A 17,174-nucleotide genomic window follows, 5' to 3' on the forward strand; every position below is an offset into this window, starting at 1 on the left:
GGGAGCCTCCGCGACCGGAAGCCCGGCGACCGGTGCTTCCCCGGCCACGGCGGCCGGGGAAGCGCGGACCGGGAACCCGCCCACGGTGGTGGGGGGCCGAGGCGAGGACGACGGCGGGGCCTACGGGGCGGGGCGCAGGGAGACGGTCACGCCCTCGGCGGCGGAGCGGCGGGCGGCTTCCAGGACGGTGAGGGCCTCGACCGCCTCCTCGACGCCGACCGGGGGCGGAGCACCCTCGCGGAGAGCCGCGGCCACGGCCCGGTAGAAGCCGAGGTAGTCGCCGGGCTCGGTGCGGATCCTGCGGCTGTCGGCGTCGGTGCCGAGCACGCCCCAGCGCTCCTCGGGGTCGTCGCCGAAGCCGGGCGAGTCCGGGGTGAGACCCGCGCGCAGGCGGTCCTCCTGGACGTCCAGGCCGTGCTTGACGTAGGCGGCTCGCGAGCCCAGCACGCGGAAACGCGGCCCGAGCTGCGGGGTCACCGCACTGACCCACAGGTGCGACCGGGCGCCGCTCGCGTGGGCGAGGGCGATGAAGGTGTCGTCGTCGGAGACGACCTGGGACCGGCGGACGTCGGACTCGGCGTAGACCGAGACGGCCGGGCCCAGCAGGTGCAGGGCCTGGTCGACCAGGTGGCTGCCGAGGTCGTACAGCAGGCCGCCGACCTCCTCCGCGCCGCCCAGCTCCCGCCAGCCGCCCTTGGGGACCGGTCGCCACCGCTCGAAGCGGGACTCCAGCCGGTTCACGGTGCCGAGCTCGCCGGAGGCGACCAGCCGCTCGATCGTCAGGAAGTCGCCGTCCCATCGCCGGTTCTGGAAGACGGTCAGCATCAGCCCGCTCTCACGGGCCAGCCGCAGCAGGCCCCGCGCCTCCTCCGCGGTCGCCGCCAGCGGCTTGTCCACCACCACCGGCAGCCCCGCCTTCAGGGCCGCCTCGGCCAGTGGGACGTGGGTGCGGTTGGGGGAGGCGACCACGACCAGATCGACGGAGTCGTTCAGCTCGGCGGCGTCGGCCACCGGCCGCGCGCCGTACCGGGCCGAGACCTCGTCGGCCCGCCCGGGGTCACGGGTCACCACGGCCGACAACCGCAGGCCGGGCGTGGCGGCGATCAGCGGGGCGTGGAAGAACGCTCCGGCCACGCCGTACCCGACCAGGCCGACACGCAGTTCAGTCATTGCGGCGCTCGTCCCGTTCGGCCAGGAAGGCCTCGAACTGGGCGGCGAGCTCGTCACCGGTGGGCATCTCGGCCGGCTCGGCGATCAGGTTCTCCCGCTCGGAACCGGCGGCGAAGGCGTCGTACTGCTGCTCCAGGCCGCTGATCGCGGTGGACAGCTCCTCGGACGCCTCGATCTGCGCGGCGATCTCCGCGGTGGTGCGGCTCGCGGCCTCACGCAGGCTCTCCAGCGGGAAGACCAGGCCGGTGCCGCCGGTGACCGCCTCCAGCGCGGTCACCGCGGCCGTGGGGTACTCGGCCTGGGCGAGGTAGTGCGGGACGTGCACGGCGTAGCCGAGGGCGTCGTGGCCCTTCGCGCCGAGCCGGAACTCGATCAGGGCGGCCGCGCTCCCCGGGACCTGGACCTTGCCGAAGGCGCTGGTCTGCCCGGAGACCAGCTCGGGACGGCTGGCGTGACCGGTGACGCCCAGCGGGCGGGTGTGCGGGACGGCCATCGGGATGCCGTGCGTGGTGACCAGCTTGCCGACGCCCAGACGGATGACGAGGGCCTCGACGGCGGCGGTGAACAGCTCCCACTCACGGTCCGGCTCGGGACCGGACAGCAGCAGGAACGGCGTGCCCGTCGCGTCGTGGACGAGGCGCATGACGAGCTGGGGGCTCTCGACGTCCACCCATCGGTCGGTGTCGAACGTCATGACCGGGCGCCGGGACCGGTAGTCGAGCAGGCGGTCCACGTCGAAGGTCGCGATGACCCGGTGCTCCAGCTCGGCGAGGAGATGGCCGACGGCGAGCCGACCGGCCCCGCCCGCGTCCACGAAACCGTCGAAGTGGTAGAGCAGCACCGGATCGGTCAGCTCAGGAAGGTCTTCGCTGAGCCGGTAGAGATCCGTCGGGTCGGACACCGTTTCCAGCCTTTCGTCGATCGTCTCTTCAGATGAACCCGCGGGATGCCCGGTGAATTCCGGCGGTCCCGGCGACACTGGAGGGCACCCTACCGGGGCACAATGGTTTGCATGCAGTCCGACCCGGAGCTCGAGGAGTTCGCCACCCGCCTGTTCGACCTGGCCAGGCGCGGGGAGACCGAGCACCTGCGCGCCTACGTCGAGGCCGGCGTCCCGGCGAACCTGACCAATGACAGGGGCGACACGTTGCTGATGCTCGCCGCCTACCACGGTCACACGGAGACGGTCCGGGCGCTGGCGGTGCTGGGCGCCGACCCGGGGCGGCCCAACGACCGCGGCCAGACCCCGCTCGCCGGAGCCGTCTTCAAGAAGGAGTCCGAGGTGATCCGGGCGCTGCTGGAAGCGGGCGCGGATCCGGACGCCGGCACGCCGTCGGCGTCCGACGCGGCGCGGATGTTCGGCCAGGACGAGTATCTTGAATGGTTCGGTCAATAGCCGAAAGGCTAGGCTGTCCGTTATTCCACGTATATAGGAAATTTTGTGGCCTTCGGCCATGCTTGTTCTGTGGCACTCCCTCCGGCGAACCTGTCCTGCCAGCCCCTCCAGCTCCCCCCGCTGTCCTGCCCCTTCCCCAGTGAGGTGAGTCCCTACGCGGAGCGGGTCGACAAGGAGACCATCGTCTGGGCCGCCGGAGCCGGACTGCTGGACGGCACCGAGATGCTGTCCCGCTACAGGCAGGCGAGGTACGGCTGGCTGGGAGCCCGGACCTACCCTTACGCCGCCTACCACACCCTTCGCCTCGTGACCGACTGGTGTGTGTGGCTGTTCGCCTTCGACGACGTCTTCTGCGAGACCGACCGGCACGCCGCCGAGATCGCCCGGGCGCTGCCGCAGTTCGTCGCCGTCCTCGACGATCTCGAGGCGGGGCAGGACGACGGGCAGGTGGAAAACGTGTTCGCCCGGGCGCTGCTGGAGCTCAAGGGCCGGGTCTCCCGGTACGGCGGGGCCGACCAGGTCGACCGGTGGCGCGGCGTCACCAAGGACTACCTGTTCGCCCAGGTCTGGGAGGCGGCCAACCGGCAGGACAAGGTGGTGCCGACCTTCGACGACTACATCCTCATGCGGCGGCGGACCGGGGCGATGCTCACCGTCTTCGCCCTCATCGACGTCGCCTCCGGGCTGCGCCTCACTCCGCAGGAGTGGCGCCATCCAGACGTGCGGGCGATCACCGAGAGCGCCAACGACGTCGTGGTCTGGGACAACGACCTCATCTCCTACCCCAAGGAGCGAGGCGCGGGCAACTCGGTCAACAACCTGGTGAACGTGCTGGCCCGGCACCGCGGCTGCTCCTTCCAGGAGGCCATGGACGAGATCGGCGGGATGAGGAACCTCGCCGTCGGCCGGATGGTCGGGCTGGGGACGTCGCTGGCGGAGCTCGGCTCGGAGGCGGTGGACGCCTACGTGCGAGGGCTGGAGTACTGGGTCAGCGGAAGCATCGACTATTCGCTGAGCAGCCCTCGCTACACCACCGCCTGGAAGGGGGACGGTCTGCGCGCCGGGTGACCCGGACCGGGGGGTCAGAAGGGACGGCGCATCCGGACCGGCGGTTCAGATCGGGGAGAACGGGTCTTCCGGTTCGGGGTCGTCGCCGAGGGCGAGCTCGATCAGCTCGTCCAGGTTGAGCTTCTTGCCCCGGGCGAACATCTCCTCGTGCTCCTGCTCGCCGAGGAGCCGCTTGCACTCCTTGATGGCCTGGTCGTGCTCGGTGTTGAAGAACGGCGAACCCAGCCGCGGCATCCCGAACGCCCGCCAGTTCTGCTGGCCGCCTCCCATCAGCTGCGACGCGAGCGCGGGACGGCCCTCGTCCAGGGTCAGCCTGGCGATCAGCTCGACCGTCAGGCCGATGCCGAGCAGGTCGTGGAAGTAACGCTTGAGCCGCAGCGACTCGCGGGCGTGCGCCATCGCCTCGTCCGCCCGGCCGAGCCCGTGGAAGGCGGTGGCCAGGGCGTAGATGGCGTAGGAGCGCAGCCAGACCTCGCCGCGCTGGGTGCACACGGCGATGCAGTCGCGCAGCAGCACCTCGGCCTCGGCCGGGTCGTTCTGCATGAGCAGCACCATCGAGAGCTCGACGATCGAGGGGAGCAGGCCGGGGTTCAGCTCGCGGCCGCTCTTGTGGAACTCGATCGCGACGCCGAGCAGCGCGCTGGCCTTCTGCAGGTCGCCCTGGAGGAACGCCGCGGTCCCCAGCATCTTGGTGGCCAGGATGACGGCGCCCGAGTCGCCCACCCGGACCGCGTCGGAGCTGCACTGCTCCGCGGCCTCGATGGCGCCCTTGGTGTTGCCCTGGCTGCTGTGGATGTAGGACAGCACCCACAGGGCCTTGCACCGCTCGGAGCTGGGGTTGGGGACCAGCGAGAGCGCCTTCTCCAGGTAGAGCCTGCCCTCACGGGCCAGCCCGCAGGCCACCCACATGAACCAGAGTGAGGAGAGCAGCCGCAGGCCGGCCTCCGCTTCGCCGGGTCTGTTCAGGCAGTAGTCGAGCGCGACGCGGACGTTGTCGTGCTCGTGCCGCATCCGGACGTACCAGTAGACCTGGCGGGGGCCGGACCAGGCCTCCTCGCCGCGTATGGCGAGCTGCAGGTAGTAGTCGCGGTGCCGCTCGCGCACCGCGTCGGTCTCGCCGAGCTTGTCCAGCCACTCCTCGCCGTACTGGCGCAGGGTGTCGATCAGCCGGTAGCGGTGCCCCGAGGGGGTGCCGTCGCTCAGCAGGATGGACTTCTCCACCAGGCTGGAGATGAGATTCATGATCCCTTCGCCGGGGAGGTTCTCCCCGGCGCAGACGTAGCGGGCGGCGTCCAGTTCGAAGTCCCCGGCGAAGACCGAGAGCCGGGCCCAGAGCAGCCGTTCGGCGGGTTCGCACAGCTCGTGGCTCCACCCGATCGCGGCGCGGAGCGTCTGGTGCCGGGGCAACGCCGTGCGGCTGGCGCCGGCCAGCAGGCTGAAGCGGTCGGCCAGCAGCGCGAGGATCTGCTCCACCGACAGCGCCCGCATCCGGACCGCCGCCAGCTCGATGGCCAGGGGGATGCCGTCCAGCCGGCGGCAGAGCTCGGAGACCGGGCCGATGTTGTGCTCGTCGAGCGTGAAGCTGGGCAGGACCGCGCCGGCCCGGGCGGCGAAGAGCTGCACCGCCTCGTTGGTGAAGGGGTTCTCCCCGGGGGCGTCGCCGGGGACGGCCAGCGGCGGGATGGTGACGGTGTATTCGCCCCGGGCGTTCAGCGACTGGCGGCTGGTGGCCAGGATGGTCAGCCCCGGCGCGTGGGACAGCAGGTCCTCGAAGAGCGCCGCGCAGGCGTCGACGAGGTGCTCGCAGGTGTCGATGATCAGCAGGATCTCGCGGTCGCCCAGCCACTCGACCAGCGTCTCGTCCGCCGAGCGCGGCGACTGGTCGGCGATCCCGAGCGCGGACGTGATCGTGTGCCGGACCATCCCCTGGTCCTGGAGGCGGGCCAGGTCGGCGAACCACACGCCGTCCTTGAACTGGCCGCGCACCATGTGCGCGATGCGCAGCGCGGTCCGGGACTTGCCGACACCGCCGATCCCGGTGACGGTGACGAGGCGGTGCTCCTGCAAACGCTGGCGCAGCGTCGTCAGCAACCTGGTGCGTCCCACGAAGCTCGTGAGCTCGTTGGGGAGATTGCCCTCTCGCCGCCATCCTGATGGCGTTGCCATGGCCGCCTCACGGGGGTAGCTGACACCTGCTCTGGCATCGTACAGCTTGGGCCGTTGACTGTCTTTTGTGCTGTGGGCGCGTACTGCGGGCTTTACCTGGGTGGTCGTCGCCGATCGTGACGCTCGTTACCATGGACGGGTGACAGAGCAGCACCCAGACGACCTGCGCACCGTCGACCTCTTCGAGGACGGACCGGAGATCCTGCCCGACCAGACCTCCGACGACACCGACCTCGGGTGGGGCGAGTGGCGCGGCTCCGGCGACGACGACCGGCTGCTGGAGGACCGCCCGCCCCACTGGGGGTAGGCGGCCCTACGACACCACGTCCTTGCTCCGGAACCGGCGGAAGGCGAAGGCGACCAGGATCGCCGAGTAGGTCACCGAGACGGCCACGCCCTTGATCATGCCGCTGAAGTCGGGCTGGGGCGTGAGCGCGTCCAGCCAGGCCGTGTTCCAGAACGTCGGAAGGAACTCGCGGAGCGCGCCGAGCGCGTCCACCGCCTGCAGGATGCTGCTCACGATCACCAGCCCGACCGCCCCGCCGACCGCCCCCAGCGGGGAGTCGGTGCCGACGGAGAGCAGGAAGGCCAGCGAGGCGACCACGAGCTGGCTGACCAGGGCGTAGCCGATCACGATCCCGAACCGGGGCAGCACGTCCAGCGCCGCGATGGTCTCGCCCGTCCCCGGGACGCGGACGTCGTTCCAGCCGAAGGCGAGGGTCCCGGCGAGCAGCGCCATCAGCGGCAGGCAGATCACCGCCGCCGCCGAGTAGACCAGCGCCACGATCAGTTTCTGCCGGAGCAGCCGGTCGCGGGGGATCGGCGCGGCCAGCAGGTAGCGCAGAGAGGACCAGTCGGCCTCGCTGGCCACCGTGTCCCCGCAGAACAGCGCCACCGCGACCACCAGCAGGAAGCTCGCCGAGACCGAGAGCGCGAACGCGGCGAAGTTCAGCCCGCCCTCGGTGGCCAAGTCGGAGATGCGCAGGGTGGCGCCACCGGGCCGCCCCCATCCGCCGCCGACCTTGAACGCGACCACCAGCACCCACGGCAGCGCCAGCAGCAGGCCGAACATCACCATGGTCCGGCGGCGCCTGAACTGCCGGACGATCTCCACACCGAGGGGGAGCGTGTGCCCCGGCGCGTATCCGCGGGCCGCCCCGTGAGCCGTGTCGTGGCCGCGGGGTCCGGCGAGAGCCGTACCGGAGCCGTCCGTCCCCGCAGCGGCGCCCGTGCCGTTGGCGTCGTTCATGCCTTCTCCCCGATCAGGTCCAGGAACACGTCCTCCAGGCGGGTGGCCGTGCCGTCGGCGGTCGTGCGGTCGCGCAGCAGCTCGCTCACCGGGCCGGCCGTGACGAGGCGGCCGCGGTGCATGACCACCACGTGGCTGCACGTCTGCTCCACCTCGGCGAGCAGGTGGCTGGAGACGATGACGGTACGGCCCCGCTCCGCGTAGCGGATCAGGACCTCGCGCATCTCACGGATCTGGGGCGGGTCGAGACCGTTGGTGGGCTCGTCGAGGACCAGCAGGTCGGGCAGGCCGAGCATGGCCTGGGCGATGGCCAGGCGCTGGCGCATGCCCTGCGAGTAGGTCCGCACGGCGCGCTCCAGGGCGGCGCCGAGCCCGGCGATCTCCAGGGCCTCCTCGAAGCGGGCGTCCCCGGCGGGGCGGCCCGTGGCCTTCCAGTACAGCTCCAGGTTGGCCCGGCCCGACAGGTGCGGGAGGAACCCGGCGCCCTCGACGAACGAGCCCAGCCGGGACAGGACCGGCGCGCCGGGGACGACCCGGTGGCCGAAGATCCTGATCTCGCCGGCGTCGGGGTGGATCAGGCCCATCATCATGCGCATCGTGGTGGTCTTGCCCGCGCCGTTGGGGCCGAGCAGACCGAGCACCTGGCCCTGCTCGACGGTGAAGGACAGGTCGTTCACCGCGAGCTCGCCGTTGCGGTAGGCCTTGGTCACCCCTTCGATCCGCAGGGGTACGGCCTCCAGCGCCGGCTCGTGGTCGTCGCGCAGCCGACGCCGTCCGGTGAGGATCAGGGCCGCCGCGGCGACCACGGAGACCAGCGGCAGGGCCCAGGTCCACCAGGCGGGGCCGGTGGGCGGGGTGCGCAGGGCGGTGGCGGTGGGCGCGGTCAGCGCCGGGGCGGCCAGGCCGACCTGGTAGACGGCCGGGGCGTCCGGGGTGTCGTAACCGAGGTCGGTGGTGGTGAAGGTGACGCGCAGCCGGTGGCCGACGTCGAAGCGGTGATCGACGGCGGGCAGGACGACGGTGGCCTCTCCCGCGCCGCCCCCGGGCACGGTGATCCTGACCGGGGCGACGAGCCCTTCGGGCAGGACCGGGGCCTGGGCCCCGCCGGCGGCGTCGTACAGCTTGGCGAACAGCGTCACCTCCCGCGGGCCCGCGGCGTCCCCTCCCGGGGCCCCCTCCGCGCCGCCGTCGCCGGCGCCCGTCTCGGCGGGGGTGGCGACCCGGACCCTGACCTTGACCGTGGAGGAACCGGTGACCTGCAGGGGGGAGGCGAGGGGCGCGGACTCGAAGCTCGCGCTCTGGCCCGCCATGTCCGTCGACACGCTCAGATTGCCGGCTCCGGCCAGGCCGCCGAAGCCGGGGATGGCCGAGATCGAGGAGGGGGAGCCGCCGGGCGGGTTGGCCACCGGCTGCTCGGGACCGCTGAGGGGGACGGAGACCCGCTCCGCTCCCGCCAGGCCGGAGTAGGCGCCGGAGGTGGCGTGCAGCCGGACCTGCTGGCGGGTGCCGGGGTCCCGGCCGCCGTCACGGGTGACGGTGAACGGGCTGACGCCCTCCGGCAGCCGCGCCGATCCGGGCCGGGCCGTTCCCGCGGTGTTCCCCGCGGGAGCCTGCTTCAGATAGTGGTCGAACCAGCCGAGGGTCTGCTCGTGCAGCCAGTCGATCTCACCGTTGCCGCCGTCGTGTCCGCCGTCGAACCAGGCGACGCCGACTGGGGCGCCGGTCGCCGCGACGGCTCTGGCGTTGGCGTCGGCGTGACCCAGCGGGAACAGCGAGTCGCGCTGTCCCTGGATCAGCAGGGTCGGGATCCTGATCCTGCCCGGCACGGAGACCGGGCTGGACCTGCGCAGCGTCGCCACGGCGGCGGCGGTCGCCCGGCCGGTCTCGGCCACCTGCTGGTACATGTCGCAGATCTCCGGCAGGAACCGGCCGCACCTGACCTCCTCGGCGGTCGGCGGCCTGGCCGTCGCCGGATCCGCGCGGTCCTGCCCGGCCCGGTCGTCCGCGTCGTTTCCGCCGGAGCCGCCCTGCCCGGTCAGCGCCGCCAGGCCGCCCCCCGCCTGGGGGCCGCCCCGGCTGAAGAACAGCCCGGCCCACATCCGCTTGAACACGCCGTTCTCCGGACCCTGCCCGCCGGCGTCGGGGAAGAGGGCGTCGGCCAGGTCGTGCCAGGTGATCTGGGGGACGATCGCGTCGATCCGGCTGTCGTGGGCGGCGGCCATCAGCGCGATGGCTCCGCCGTACGACCCGCCCGCGATGCCCACGCGCGGGTCGCCGTCGCCGTCGAGCCGGACCTCGGGCCGGCCGGCCAGCCAGTCGACGAGCTGGCGGACGTCCTTGACCTCGTAGTCGGGGGAGTTGAGCGCGATCTGCCCGGTCGAGCGGCCGAATCCCCGTGCCGACCAGGTCAGCACGGCGTACCCCTCCCGCGCCAGCCGGAGGGCGGCCTCGCGGACGCTCTGCTTGCTGCCGCCGAAGCCGTGCGCGAGCAGCACCGCCGGTGCCTTGCCGCCCTCCGCAGGAGGGAAGAAGCTCGTGTCGAGCGTGACCCGCTGGTCGTCGGCGGGCCCGTCGACCACCGTGATGGCCTGGTCCTGAACCCGTATCCGCGGCTCGGACGGCCACACCACCCAGGTCGTGACGGCGACGACCAGCACGACGGCCGCCGCGGTCCAGGCGGCACGTCTCCCCGAAAGCCTCATGAAGGGAGATTACAGAGCGGAGCTGAGAGATCGCTGAGACGGGTTCAGCCGGTGGCCTGAACCATCCGGTAGTGCACCTCGGGGACCGGGAACGGCAGGCCGTCCACGTCCTGGACGCGGCCGGAGAGGGTGAAGCCGAAGCGCTCGTAGAACCGGCGGGCGCGGGCGTTGCCCTCCAGCACCCACAGGCCGGTCTCGCGGTGCCCCAGCGCGGCCAGGTGGCCGGTCGCGCGTGTCATCAGGGCCCGGCCGAGCCCCGTGGACCAGTGCCCGGCGAGCACGTAGATCGCGTATATCTCTCCGCCGCCGATCCGCTCGTCCTCCGCCGGGCCGTACAGGGCGAAGCCGGAGACTTCCCCGGCCGTCTCGCCGACCACGAGGCGCTGCGCGCCGGAGCCGATCCGCGCCCGCCAGGTCTCCACCGCCCGGGGCGTGACGCTCAGCCCGTCGAGGAAGTCCTGCGGGAGCAGGCCGCGGTAGGCGGTTCTCCAGGTCTCGTTCTTGATCCGCAACACGGCCTCGACGTCGCCGGGAGCTCCTTCTCTCACGAAAGCTCTCACATCTGGAGATTATCGATCGAGGTCTCGGGGATGTCCCTGATTGCGGTCTTCATCAAGGCCGGGCATCATTTCGACGCGTGAAGCCAGCAGCGAGTATGAGAAGAACCGCCACCTCGGTCATCGGGTGGGCACTGCCGTACTGGACTCGTGGGGAGGCAGGCAGGCAGACCCCCGAGGACCTGTTCCGGGTTCTCTACCTCGGCTGGCTGGTCGCGTTCTCCTTCAAGGTGCTCGGGGCGTCCTGGGACGTCTCCTGGCACTTCAAGTGGCTCCGTGACGACCTGGCGCCGCCGCACCTGCTCAACAGCGTCGGCACGGTCATCGTGATCGCGCTGACGATCATCCATGTCTACACGGGCTACGGCGTCGACAAGACGGCGCAGCGCCTCATCCAGTGGGGCACCGCGACCTTCCTGATCGCCGTCCCGCTGGACCTGATCAACCACCAGATCAACGGGCTCGACATCACCTCGTGGAGCCCGTCGCACATGCTGCTGTACATCGGCACGTTCTTCATGATCTGCGGGGTGATCCGCGGCTGGTTCACCGGGGCGCCGCCCGGCCGGACGCGCACGCTCGTCCTGAGCGCCCTGTTCGTGTTCATGTTCGAGAACGTCTGGTTCCCCGCCCAGCACCAGGAGTACGGCGTCTTCGGGATCAGGGCGTGGGACGCGGGCAGGCCGGAGGCCGAGCCGATCCTGCTGCAGTTCGCCGCCGACCAGATGGGCCGCCCGGTGGACCGGGAGATGGTGGTCAACTTCTCGCTGCCGGTGCCCGACCAGGTCTACCCGCTCTACGCCGTGGCCGTCGCGATGATCGTGCTCGTCTTCGCCCGGGCGATGATCGGCCGGACGTTCGCCGCCACCGCCGTGATCGGCGTCTACGTCGCCTACCGGACCCTGATCTGGCCGCTGCTCGCGGTCGCCGACTTCCCTCGCTCGGCGGTCCCCGCCTTCCTGATCGCCGGGGCGGTCGCCATCGACCTGGCGTTCCTGCTCCGCAGCCCGATCCTGCGGGCACTGGTCGGCTCCCTGCTCGCGACCATCGTGGTGGACCAGGCGCTCCGGCTGCAGAACGCGTGGCTGGCCTCCCCGCCCCTGATCAGCCCGGTGACCGTGGCGATCGGGGGAGCCGGGCTCGCCGTCCTTTGGCTGGGCGGTGAGTGGTTCCTCAGCCGGTACCGGCTCCGCGCCCCGGCGGCGGAGGCCGTGGCCGCCGGGTGAGCCGGTCCGGAGATCCCGCCGCAGCGGCGGCAGGATCTCCGCCCGGGCCCGCGGGGCCGTGCGGCTCCTCCCGGCGGTTCAGCACCTCACCCAGTGACCCGGGCCGGACTCCCTGACCGAGCTGGTGACGTGGACGTTCCACAGGCCGAGGTCCTGGCCGGACCCCTTGGCGTGGGCGTGGCCGTACTGCGGATAGGCCCGGCCCTCCGAGACGTGCGCGTGGTTGCTCGTCGTGATGCACGCTGCCGTCGGTGTCGGTGTCGGTGTCGGTGTCGGTGTCGGTGTCGGTGTCGGGCCGGTCCCGCCGGCGCCGCCCAGCGCCCGCACCATGGTGATCAGGGCCGTGATCTGCTTGCCGCCCTTCTCCGCGTAGGCGCCGTCCCCGCCGTAGGCCCACCAGTTCCAGCAGCCGCGCGGGTTGTCCGCGGCGGTCGTCGCCTGCGGATAGAGCACGATCATGCGGTTGGCGTCGGCGTACTCGTTGAGATGGGACTTGTCCATCAGCGCGTTCCCCACCAGCCCGTAGTACTGGTAGCAGCCGTGCAGCGTGACCATCAGCCTGCAGGGGCCGGACTCGCAGTCCCGGGGGACGTAGACGAACCCCTCCTCTCCCATGCTGACGGCGCTCGCGCTCCCGCCCGGGACGTACCGGTCCTGGTCGAACTCGACCAGTTTCCCGGTGAGGGCCGTTCCGCCGGGCGCGGTGACGGCGCCGAACAGGTGGCCGAGCATGTCTCCCACGGGATCGCTGTCACCGCACCTGTTGACGTACGGAGAGGCGGTCGAGGAGCAGGCGTTCGCTCCCAGCCGGCTCACCCAGGCGTGCCCGGCACCGGAGGTCCTGTCGTAGACGACGTCGGAGCCGAGACGGCGGTAGTACGCCGCCAGGTCGTCGTTGACCGGCTCCTTCACCGTGCCGTCCGCGGTTCCGTGGTAGAGGTACACCCGGTCGCCGGAGAGGCCGGAGACCGGGTCGATCCTGCCCGCCGACGCGAGTTCCGCGGTCTCGGCGGCCAGCTCCGCCGGGGTCCTGCGGGCCAGGATCGTGTCCATGCACGCGTACAGCGCGGATCCCAGGTTGCCCTGGGCGCAGCGGTAGGCGCCGGCCGAGAAGATCCCGGCGCCCTCGATCACGGTCGAGTGGGCGACGTGCAGCTGGTTCGCCATGAAGCCGCCGGACGACAGCCCCGAGACGTACACGTCCGTGACGTCGTAACGCTGCAGCGTGCCCTGGACGGGCGGAGGAACGGACGCCGCCGCGACGGTCGCCGTCGTCGCGGCCGCGACGACCGCGGACAGGGTGGTCGCGAGTGTTCGCCGAAGTCTCATCTGGACGCCTCCAGGTGGGGGGATGCCGCCATCTTCGGCTTTCGGGGCATCCCGGCCCACGTGGTTCACCATCACTCTCCGGAGATGTGATATGGCGTGGATCACCATCCTCCGCGGAGACGCCGGCGCCGCGACCGGGTCAGGCGATGAGGGCCGTGGTCAGCGCCACCGCAACGCCGTAGGCCAGCCCCATCACGGTGACCTCGGCCGCCGCCCACCCGACGACGGCCGTCGCCTCCCGCCGCTCGATCCGCGGCAGGAGGCGGAAGCGGATGTGGGCGGCGAGCGGGACCAGCAGGGCCATGGCCGCCGTCTTGGCCACCACCAGCAGGCCGTACTCGCTGGTCAGCAGGGCGCCGGGCAGTTCGACCGTGGGGGTGAGCGCCATGGTGGCCAGGCCGTTCACCAGGCCGGAGACGCCGACCAGGACCAGCGCCGTGGTCGCCAGCCGGGAGAACTTGGGCAGCACGCGGGCCAGCAGCTCGCGGTCGCGGGCGGCGAGCAGTGCGATCGCGGCCAGCCCGCCGGTCCACGCCGCCGAGCCCAGCACGTGCAGCTCCATCGAGATCATGATGGGGTCGTGCCAGACCGAGTCCACCGCGTGGCCGGTGACCGGGATCGGCAGCAGGCCGAACATGGCGACCACGATCCGCAGCTCGGCCGGGACCTTCTCGCCGAACCGCACCGCCAGCAGGCCGATCCCGGCGTAGGCGAGCGCGCAGGCGGCGGTGAACAGCATGCCCTGGCCCGCGCCCACGCTGCCGACGTATCCGGCGATCATCCCGGGGGTGGGAACCTGTCCGGGGTTCAGCTCGGCGGTCTGGAACACGATGACGGCCAGCGCCAGCAGCGCCCAGGCCCAGGCGAAGGAGACGGCCAGCGGCCGGGCCCGGCGCATCACCGGCTCGGTGCGCTCCGGGTCGTCGAAGCCGAGCAGTTTGGGAAGCAGGCTCAGCCCGACCACCGCCACCGCCGCCAGGTCCAGCAGGACCCGCAGCACCGGCAGGCCGTACACCACCAGGGGGCCGGGCAGCACGATGCCCGGCACCGCCTCCTCGGCGCCGAGCGCCGTCGCGACGAGGACGGAGACGACGGCTCCGGAGACGAGGCCGCCGAGCAGCAGTCTCCTGACCGCGCCCCGCTCGGAGGTGTGACCCCCGGCCGGTCCGGTGGTCGCGGTCACTCCGCGGCCTCCCGTTCCCGGCTGCGGCGCAGCGCGACGACGGTGGCGCCGCCGAGCACGACCAGGGACACGGCGATCCAGAGCACGGCCATGCCGGCGCCGCCGTTCTGGGCGGCCTCGGCCGCCTGGGCGCTCAGGTCGGGGGTGGTCGTCGCGGGTGCTGCGGTGGCGGCCGGGGCGGTGGCGGCGGGGGGCGCCTGGGAGGCGGCCCCCTGACCCGGCGTGGTCAGGGTGAAGGCCACCTTGCCGGCGACCGGATGGCCGTCGGAGGAGAGGATGCGGTAGCCCACGGTGTATTCCCCGGCCGGGCCGAGGGGGCCGACGCCGATGGTGACCTTCTCGCCGTTGACGGCGGCCTCGCCGTCCTCCCAGCGGGTCCCGTCGGGGCCGGTAACGCTGATCTTCGCGAAGCCCTGCCGCACCGGCTGGTCGAAGGTGAGCGTGATCCTCTCCGGGCCGGCGGCGAGCCGGGCGCCGTCTTCGGGATCGCTGCCGATCAGCACGTTGTGGGCCTGCGCCGGGGTCCCCGCGCCGAGCAGCGTGGCACCGGCCAGCAGCAGGACGGTGAGCAGCCGCATCGCCGATCGCGACCTTGTGTTGGGTGTCCTCATAACCCAACCATGTTCCCATCCCGGCCGGGCGCCCCGGGAACGCGGCCCGCCCCCGCCCGGAGAACCGGGCGGGGGCGGGGGTTCCGTCACCGGCGGACCGGCGGACGCCTCAGCGGGCGCTGTGGCGCGGGCGTCCCGCCGGGTGCCTCAGCAGGGGCCGAGATCCTTCCAGACGCCCCACTCGCCGGTGGTGCCGGGCTCGTTGTTCTGAGTCCACCACCGGGCCTCCCAGTTGCGGTCCTCGTGCGAGACCCTGTCACCGCCGTTGTAGATCTTCCCGGGCTCCCAGGCCGGGTGGGCGCAGTCGCCGCCCGGGTCCTGGGTGACGGTCGGCGTCGGGCTCGGGTCGGGCTCGGTGGCGCCCCGGGCGTTGTCCATGGCCAGGCCGTAGGTCTTGCCGCCGAAGGTCAGCGTGTGGTTGGCGGTGCCCGGGGTCGGCAGGTAGTAGACGTAGTCCATGGTCACCGAGGCGCCCGGGGCCAGGGACTGCCAGGCGGGGAGCTTCACCGAGACCCGGTGGAAGTCGCCCTTCAGCCCGCCGACGTTGCCGGCGGTGGAGTGCTCGCTGCTGATGATCTTGAGTCCGAAGCCGGACTGGTCCTTGGCGTTGTTCGGCGCGGCGGTGGCGTAGTCCCACTGGAACTCGGCTCCGCCGGGGACCGTCAGCGAGGACTTGTTGGTGATGGTCAGCTTGGGGCTGATCGGGTAGTTGCTGTCACCGGCCGGGAAGTTCCCGGCCTCGATCCGCACGTCGAGCTTCTGGCCGGGGATCGCGACCTTGGACCGGGCCGCGCCGTACGGTGCGGCGGTCTTGAGCTTGTCGTACATCAGGGTCGTGAGCGTGTCGCCCATGAAGTACTCGCCCTTGGCGGCGTCCCAGTCGTAGTCGCCGGCCAGCTCCCAGATCATGATGCCGCCGATGCCCTTGTCCTTGACGTAGTCGATCTTGGTGCCGATCGACTTCTCGTTCTCGGTGGACAGGAAGACCTTCTTGGCGGGGTTCCACAGCCACGGCGCGGCCATGGTCGGGTCGTAGTGCTCGGTGTAGGTGCCGGTCAGCCTGTCCTCGGGGTCGTTCGGGTCGAGCCCGTAGACGGGGGCGTAGGAGCCGATGCGGCCCTCGGCGAGGTTCCTGGCGTGCCAGAGCGGGTTGCCGCCGCCGCTGACCTCCTTGTCGTTCTCCAGGTCGTGCCAGAGGTTGTCGACGCCGCGCGCGCCGTCGCCGCAGGCGGTCAGGCCGGTCGGGCAGTTGGAACCGACCGCCTTGCCCCACAGGCCGTTGGTGCCGCCGGTGACGTTGCGCCAGCCGCGCGTGTAGTACGGCACGCCGATGTTGATCCGGCCGGACTGCATGGCGCCGCGGAAGTAGTGGTAGGCCCAGTCGGTGTTCAGATAGCCGATCCCGCCGTACTGGGAGGTCGTGTAGACGCCCCACTTGGCCAGCTCGGCGTCCTTGCCGTCGTCGTAGAGGGCGGCGTTGGGGCCGACGAACTCGTTCCAGGCGCCGTGCAGGTCGTAGGACATGATGTTGACGTAGTCCAGGTACTGGGTGACCTGGAAGGTCTCCATGCCGCGCAGCAGGTAGCCCGAGGACGGCGAGGCGATCGTCAGCATGTAGTACCTGCCGTCGGCCGCGGAGGCGGTGTTGAGCTTGTCGCGCAGGGTCTTCATCAGCGCGGCGTAGCCCTTCATCAGCGAGCCGCGGCGGGCGTTGGCGATCTGCCAGTCCAGCGGGTGGCCGGCGTCCTTCATCGAGGTCGGGTACTCGTAGTCGATGTCGACGCCGTTGAAGCCGTACTTCCGGATGAAGTCCACCGTGGAGGAGGCGAAGGCGTCGATGCCGGCCTGGTTGACCGAGCCGTCGGCGTTGGTGGTCATCGAGTAGAAGCCGCCGGAGGCCACGCGGCTGCCCGAGTCGTCGAAGTAACCGCCGGTCTCGGCCCAGCCGCCGACGCTGATCAGCGTCTTGACGTCGGGATTGGCCTTCTTGTACTTGTTCAGCAGGTTGAAGTGGCCCTTGTACGGCAGGGCCGGGTCGAGCGTGTCGATTCCCGGCCACTCCATGCCGGTGGCCGCGTTGCCCGGCCCGTCGGCGCCGACCGAGATCCTGTTGTCCCTGCCGACGTGCGCGAACGCGTAGTTGATGTGGGTGACCTTGCCCCACGGGATGTCCTTGGCCAGGTAGGACGGCTGGCCGTTCTTGCCGGTGCGCCAGCTGGTGAAGTAGCCGATGATGCGGCGCGGGTGGTCGGCGCCCATCTTCTCCCGGCCGTTCTCGTCGTAGGCCTGGCAGTAGGGGACGTCGACGCCCGGTGTCTTGTAGAGGCCGTCCGGGCGGCAGGTCTCGTGGTCGGCGGCCGCGGCGGCCGTTCCGGAGAGCGCTCCGGTGAGCGCTCCGGCGAGGAGCGCGAGGGACGCACCGGCGGCTGCGAAGCCGGTGCGCAGGCGTGAGGACACGGGGGGTGCCACCTTTCGAAGAAGGCGTGGACGATGCCGCAACCCGCCCCCGTTCGGGTT

14 protein-coding genes are annotated in these 17,174 nt (G+C 71.7%); 4 read left to right on the plus strand and 10 right to left on the minus strand.

Going from position 1 to position 17,174, the window contains the following annotated elements; translation table 11 throughout:
* Nucleotides 1-120 precede the first annotated feature (120 nt).
* Nucleotides 121-1,170 carry a Gfo/Idh/MocA family oxidoreductase gene (locus tag HS041_RS23440; protein ID WP_196442961.1) on the minus strand — a complete coding sequence of 350 codons (1,050 nt, stop codon included), beginning with the start codon at nucleotides 1,168-1,170 and terminating at the stop codon, nucleotides 121-123.
* The gene (locus HS041_RS23445) at nucleotides 1,163-2,071 is read right to left on the minus strand and encodes a proteasome assembly chaperone family protein (protein ID WP_196442962.1); all 909 of its coding nucleotides are present in this window, start codon (nucleotides 2,069-2,071) and stop codon (nucleotides 1,163-1,165) included. The genes HS041_RS23440 and HS041_RS23445 overlap by 8 nt, the downstream gene beginning before the upstream one ends.
* 111 nt (nucleotides 2,072-2,182) lie before the next feature.
* On the opposite strand from HS041_RS23445, the gene HS041_RS23450 reads away from it, so the two are divergent.
* Nucleotides 2,183-2,566 carry an ankyrin repeat domain-containing protein gene (locus HS041_RS23450; protein WP_374058869.1) on the plus strand — a complete coding sequence of 128 codons (384 nt, stop codon included), beginning with the start codon at nucleotides 2,183-2,185 and terminating at the stop codon, nucleotides 2,564-2,566.
* 69 nt (nucleotides 2,567-2,635) lie between these two features.
* The gene (locus tag HS041_RS23455) at nucleotides 2,636-3,634 is read left to right on the plus strand and encodes a 4-epi-cubebol synthase (protein WP_196442964.1); all 999 of its coding nucleotides are present in this window, start codon (nucleotides 2,636-2,638) and stop codon (nucleotides 3,632-3,634) included.
* Between the two features lie 45 nt (nucleotides 3,635-3,679).
* Here HS041_RS23455 and HS041_RS23460 read toward each other — a convergent pair whose 3' ends face one another.
* On the minus strand, nucleotides 3,680-5,800 hold the full coding sequence (locus tag HS041_RS23460) for an ATP-binding protein (RefSeq protein ID WP_196442965.1): 2,121 nt from the start codon (nucleotides 5,798-5,800) through the stop codon (nucleotides 3,680-3,682).
* Between the two features lie 139 nt (nucleotides 5,801-5,939).
* Here HS041_RS23460 and HS041_RS23465 point away from each other — a divergent pair, with 139 nt between their 5' ends.
* Nucleotides 5,940-6,107, plus strand: coding sequence for a hypothetical protein (locus HS041_RS23465; protein ID WP_196442966.1), 168 nt, complete (start codon nucleotides 5,940-5,942; stop codon nucleotides 6,105-6,107).
* Nucleotides 6,108-6,113: 6 nt separating this feature from the next.
* Here HS041_RS23465 and HS041_RS23470 read toward each other — a convergent pair whose 3' ends face one another.
* The 3 genes from HS041_RS23470 to HS041_RS23480 are packed head-to-tail and all read right to left on the minus strand — an operon-like array spanning nucleotide 6,114 to nucleotide 10,299.
* Nucleotides 6,114-7,049, minus strand: coding sequence for an ABC transporter permease (locus HS041_RS23470; protein WP_196442967.1), 936 nt, complete (start codon nucleotides 7,047-7,049; stop codon nucleotides 6,114-6,116).
* Nucleotides 7,046-9,751: an alpha/beta fold hydrolase gene (locus HS041_RS23475; RefSeq protein WP_196442968.1), complete on the minus strand. Its 2,706-nt coding sequence runs from the start codon at nucleotides 9,749-9,751 to the stop codon at nucleotides 7,046-7,048. The genes HS041_RS23470 and HS041_RS23475 overlap by 4 nt, the downstream gene beginning before the upstream one ends.
* Nucleotides 9,752-9,795: 44 nt before the next feature.
* Nucleotides 9,796-10,299 (minus strand): GNAT family N-acetyltransferase, encoded by a 504-nt coding sequence (locus HS041_RS23480; RefSeq protein ID WP_196442969.1) that lies wholly within the window; start codon nucleotides 10,297-10,299, stop codon nucleotides 9,796-9,798.
* Between the two features lie 107 nt (nucleotides 10,300-10,406).
* Here HS041_RS23480 and HS041_RS23485 point away from each other — a divergent pair, with 107 nt between their 5' ends.
* Nucleotides 10,407-11,534 (plus strand): hypothetical protein, encoded by a 1,128-nt coding sequence (locus HS041_RS23485; protein WP_230879565.1) that lies wholly within the window; start codon nucleotides 10,407-10,409, stop codon nucleotides 11,532-11,534.
* A 78-nt stretch (nucleotides 11,535-11,612) separates the two neighbouring features.
* Here HS041_RS23485 and HS041_RS23490 read toward each other — a convergent pair whose 3' ends face one another.
* The 4 genes from HS041_RS23490 to HS041_RS23505 form a co-directional block, all read right to left on the minus strand.
* Nucleotides 11,613-12,863 (minus strand): extracellular catalytic domain type 2 short-chain-length polyhydroxyalkanoate depolymerase, encoded by a 1,251-nt coding sequence (locus HS041_RS23490; protein WP_196442971.1) that lies wholly within the window; start codon nucleotides 12,861-12,863, stop codon nucleotides 11,613-11,615.
* 139 nt (nucleotides 12,864-13,002) lie between these two features.
* On the minus strand, nucleotides 13,003-14,046 hold the full coding sequence (locus HS041_RS23495) for a CopD family protein (protein ID WP_196442972.1): 1,044 nt from the start codon (nucleotides 14,044-14,046) through the stop codon (nucleotides 13,003-13,005).
* Complete coding sequence (locus tag HS041_RS23500; RefSeq protein ID WP_196442973.1) at nucleotides 14,043-14,624, minus strand: copper resistance CopC family protein; 582 nt, start codon at nucleotides 14,622-14,624, stop codon at nucleotides 14,043-14,045. The genes HS041_RS23495 and HS041_RS23500 overlap by 4 nt, the downstream gene beginning before the upstream one ends.
* 180 nt (nucleotides 14,625-14,804) lie before the next feature.
* Nucleotides 14,805-17,114 carry a chitinase C-terminal domain-containing protein gene (locus HS041_RS23505; protein ID WP_196442974.1) on the minus strand — a complete coding sequence of 770 codons (2,310 nt, stop codon included), beginning with the start codon at nucleotides 17,112-17,114 and terminating at the stop codon, nucleotides 14,805-14,807.
* Between the last annotated feature and the right edge of the window lie 60 nt (nucleotides 17,115-17,174).

It is taken from the genome of Planomonospora sp. ID67723 (genome assembly GCF_015711605.1).
Lineage (GTDB): Bacteria > Actinomycetota > Actinomycetes > Streptosporangiales > Streptosporangiaceae > Planomonospora_A.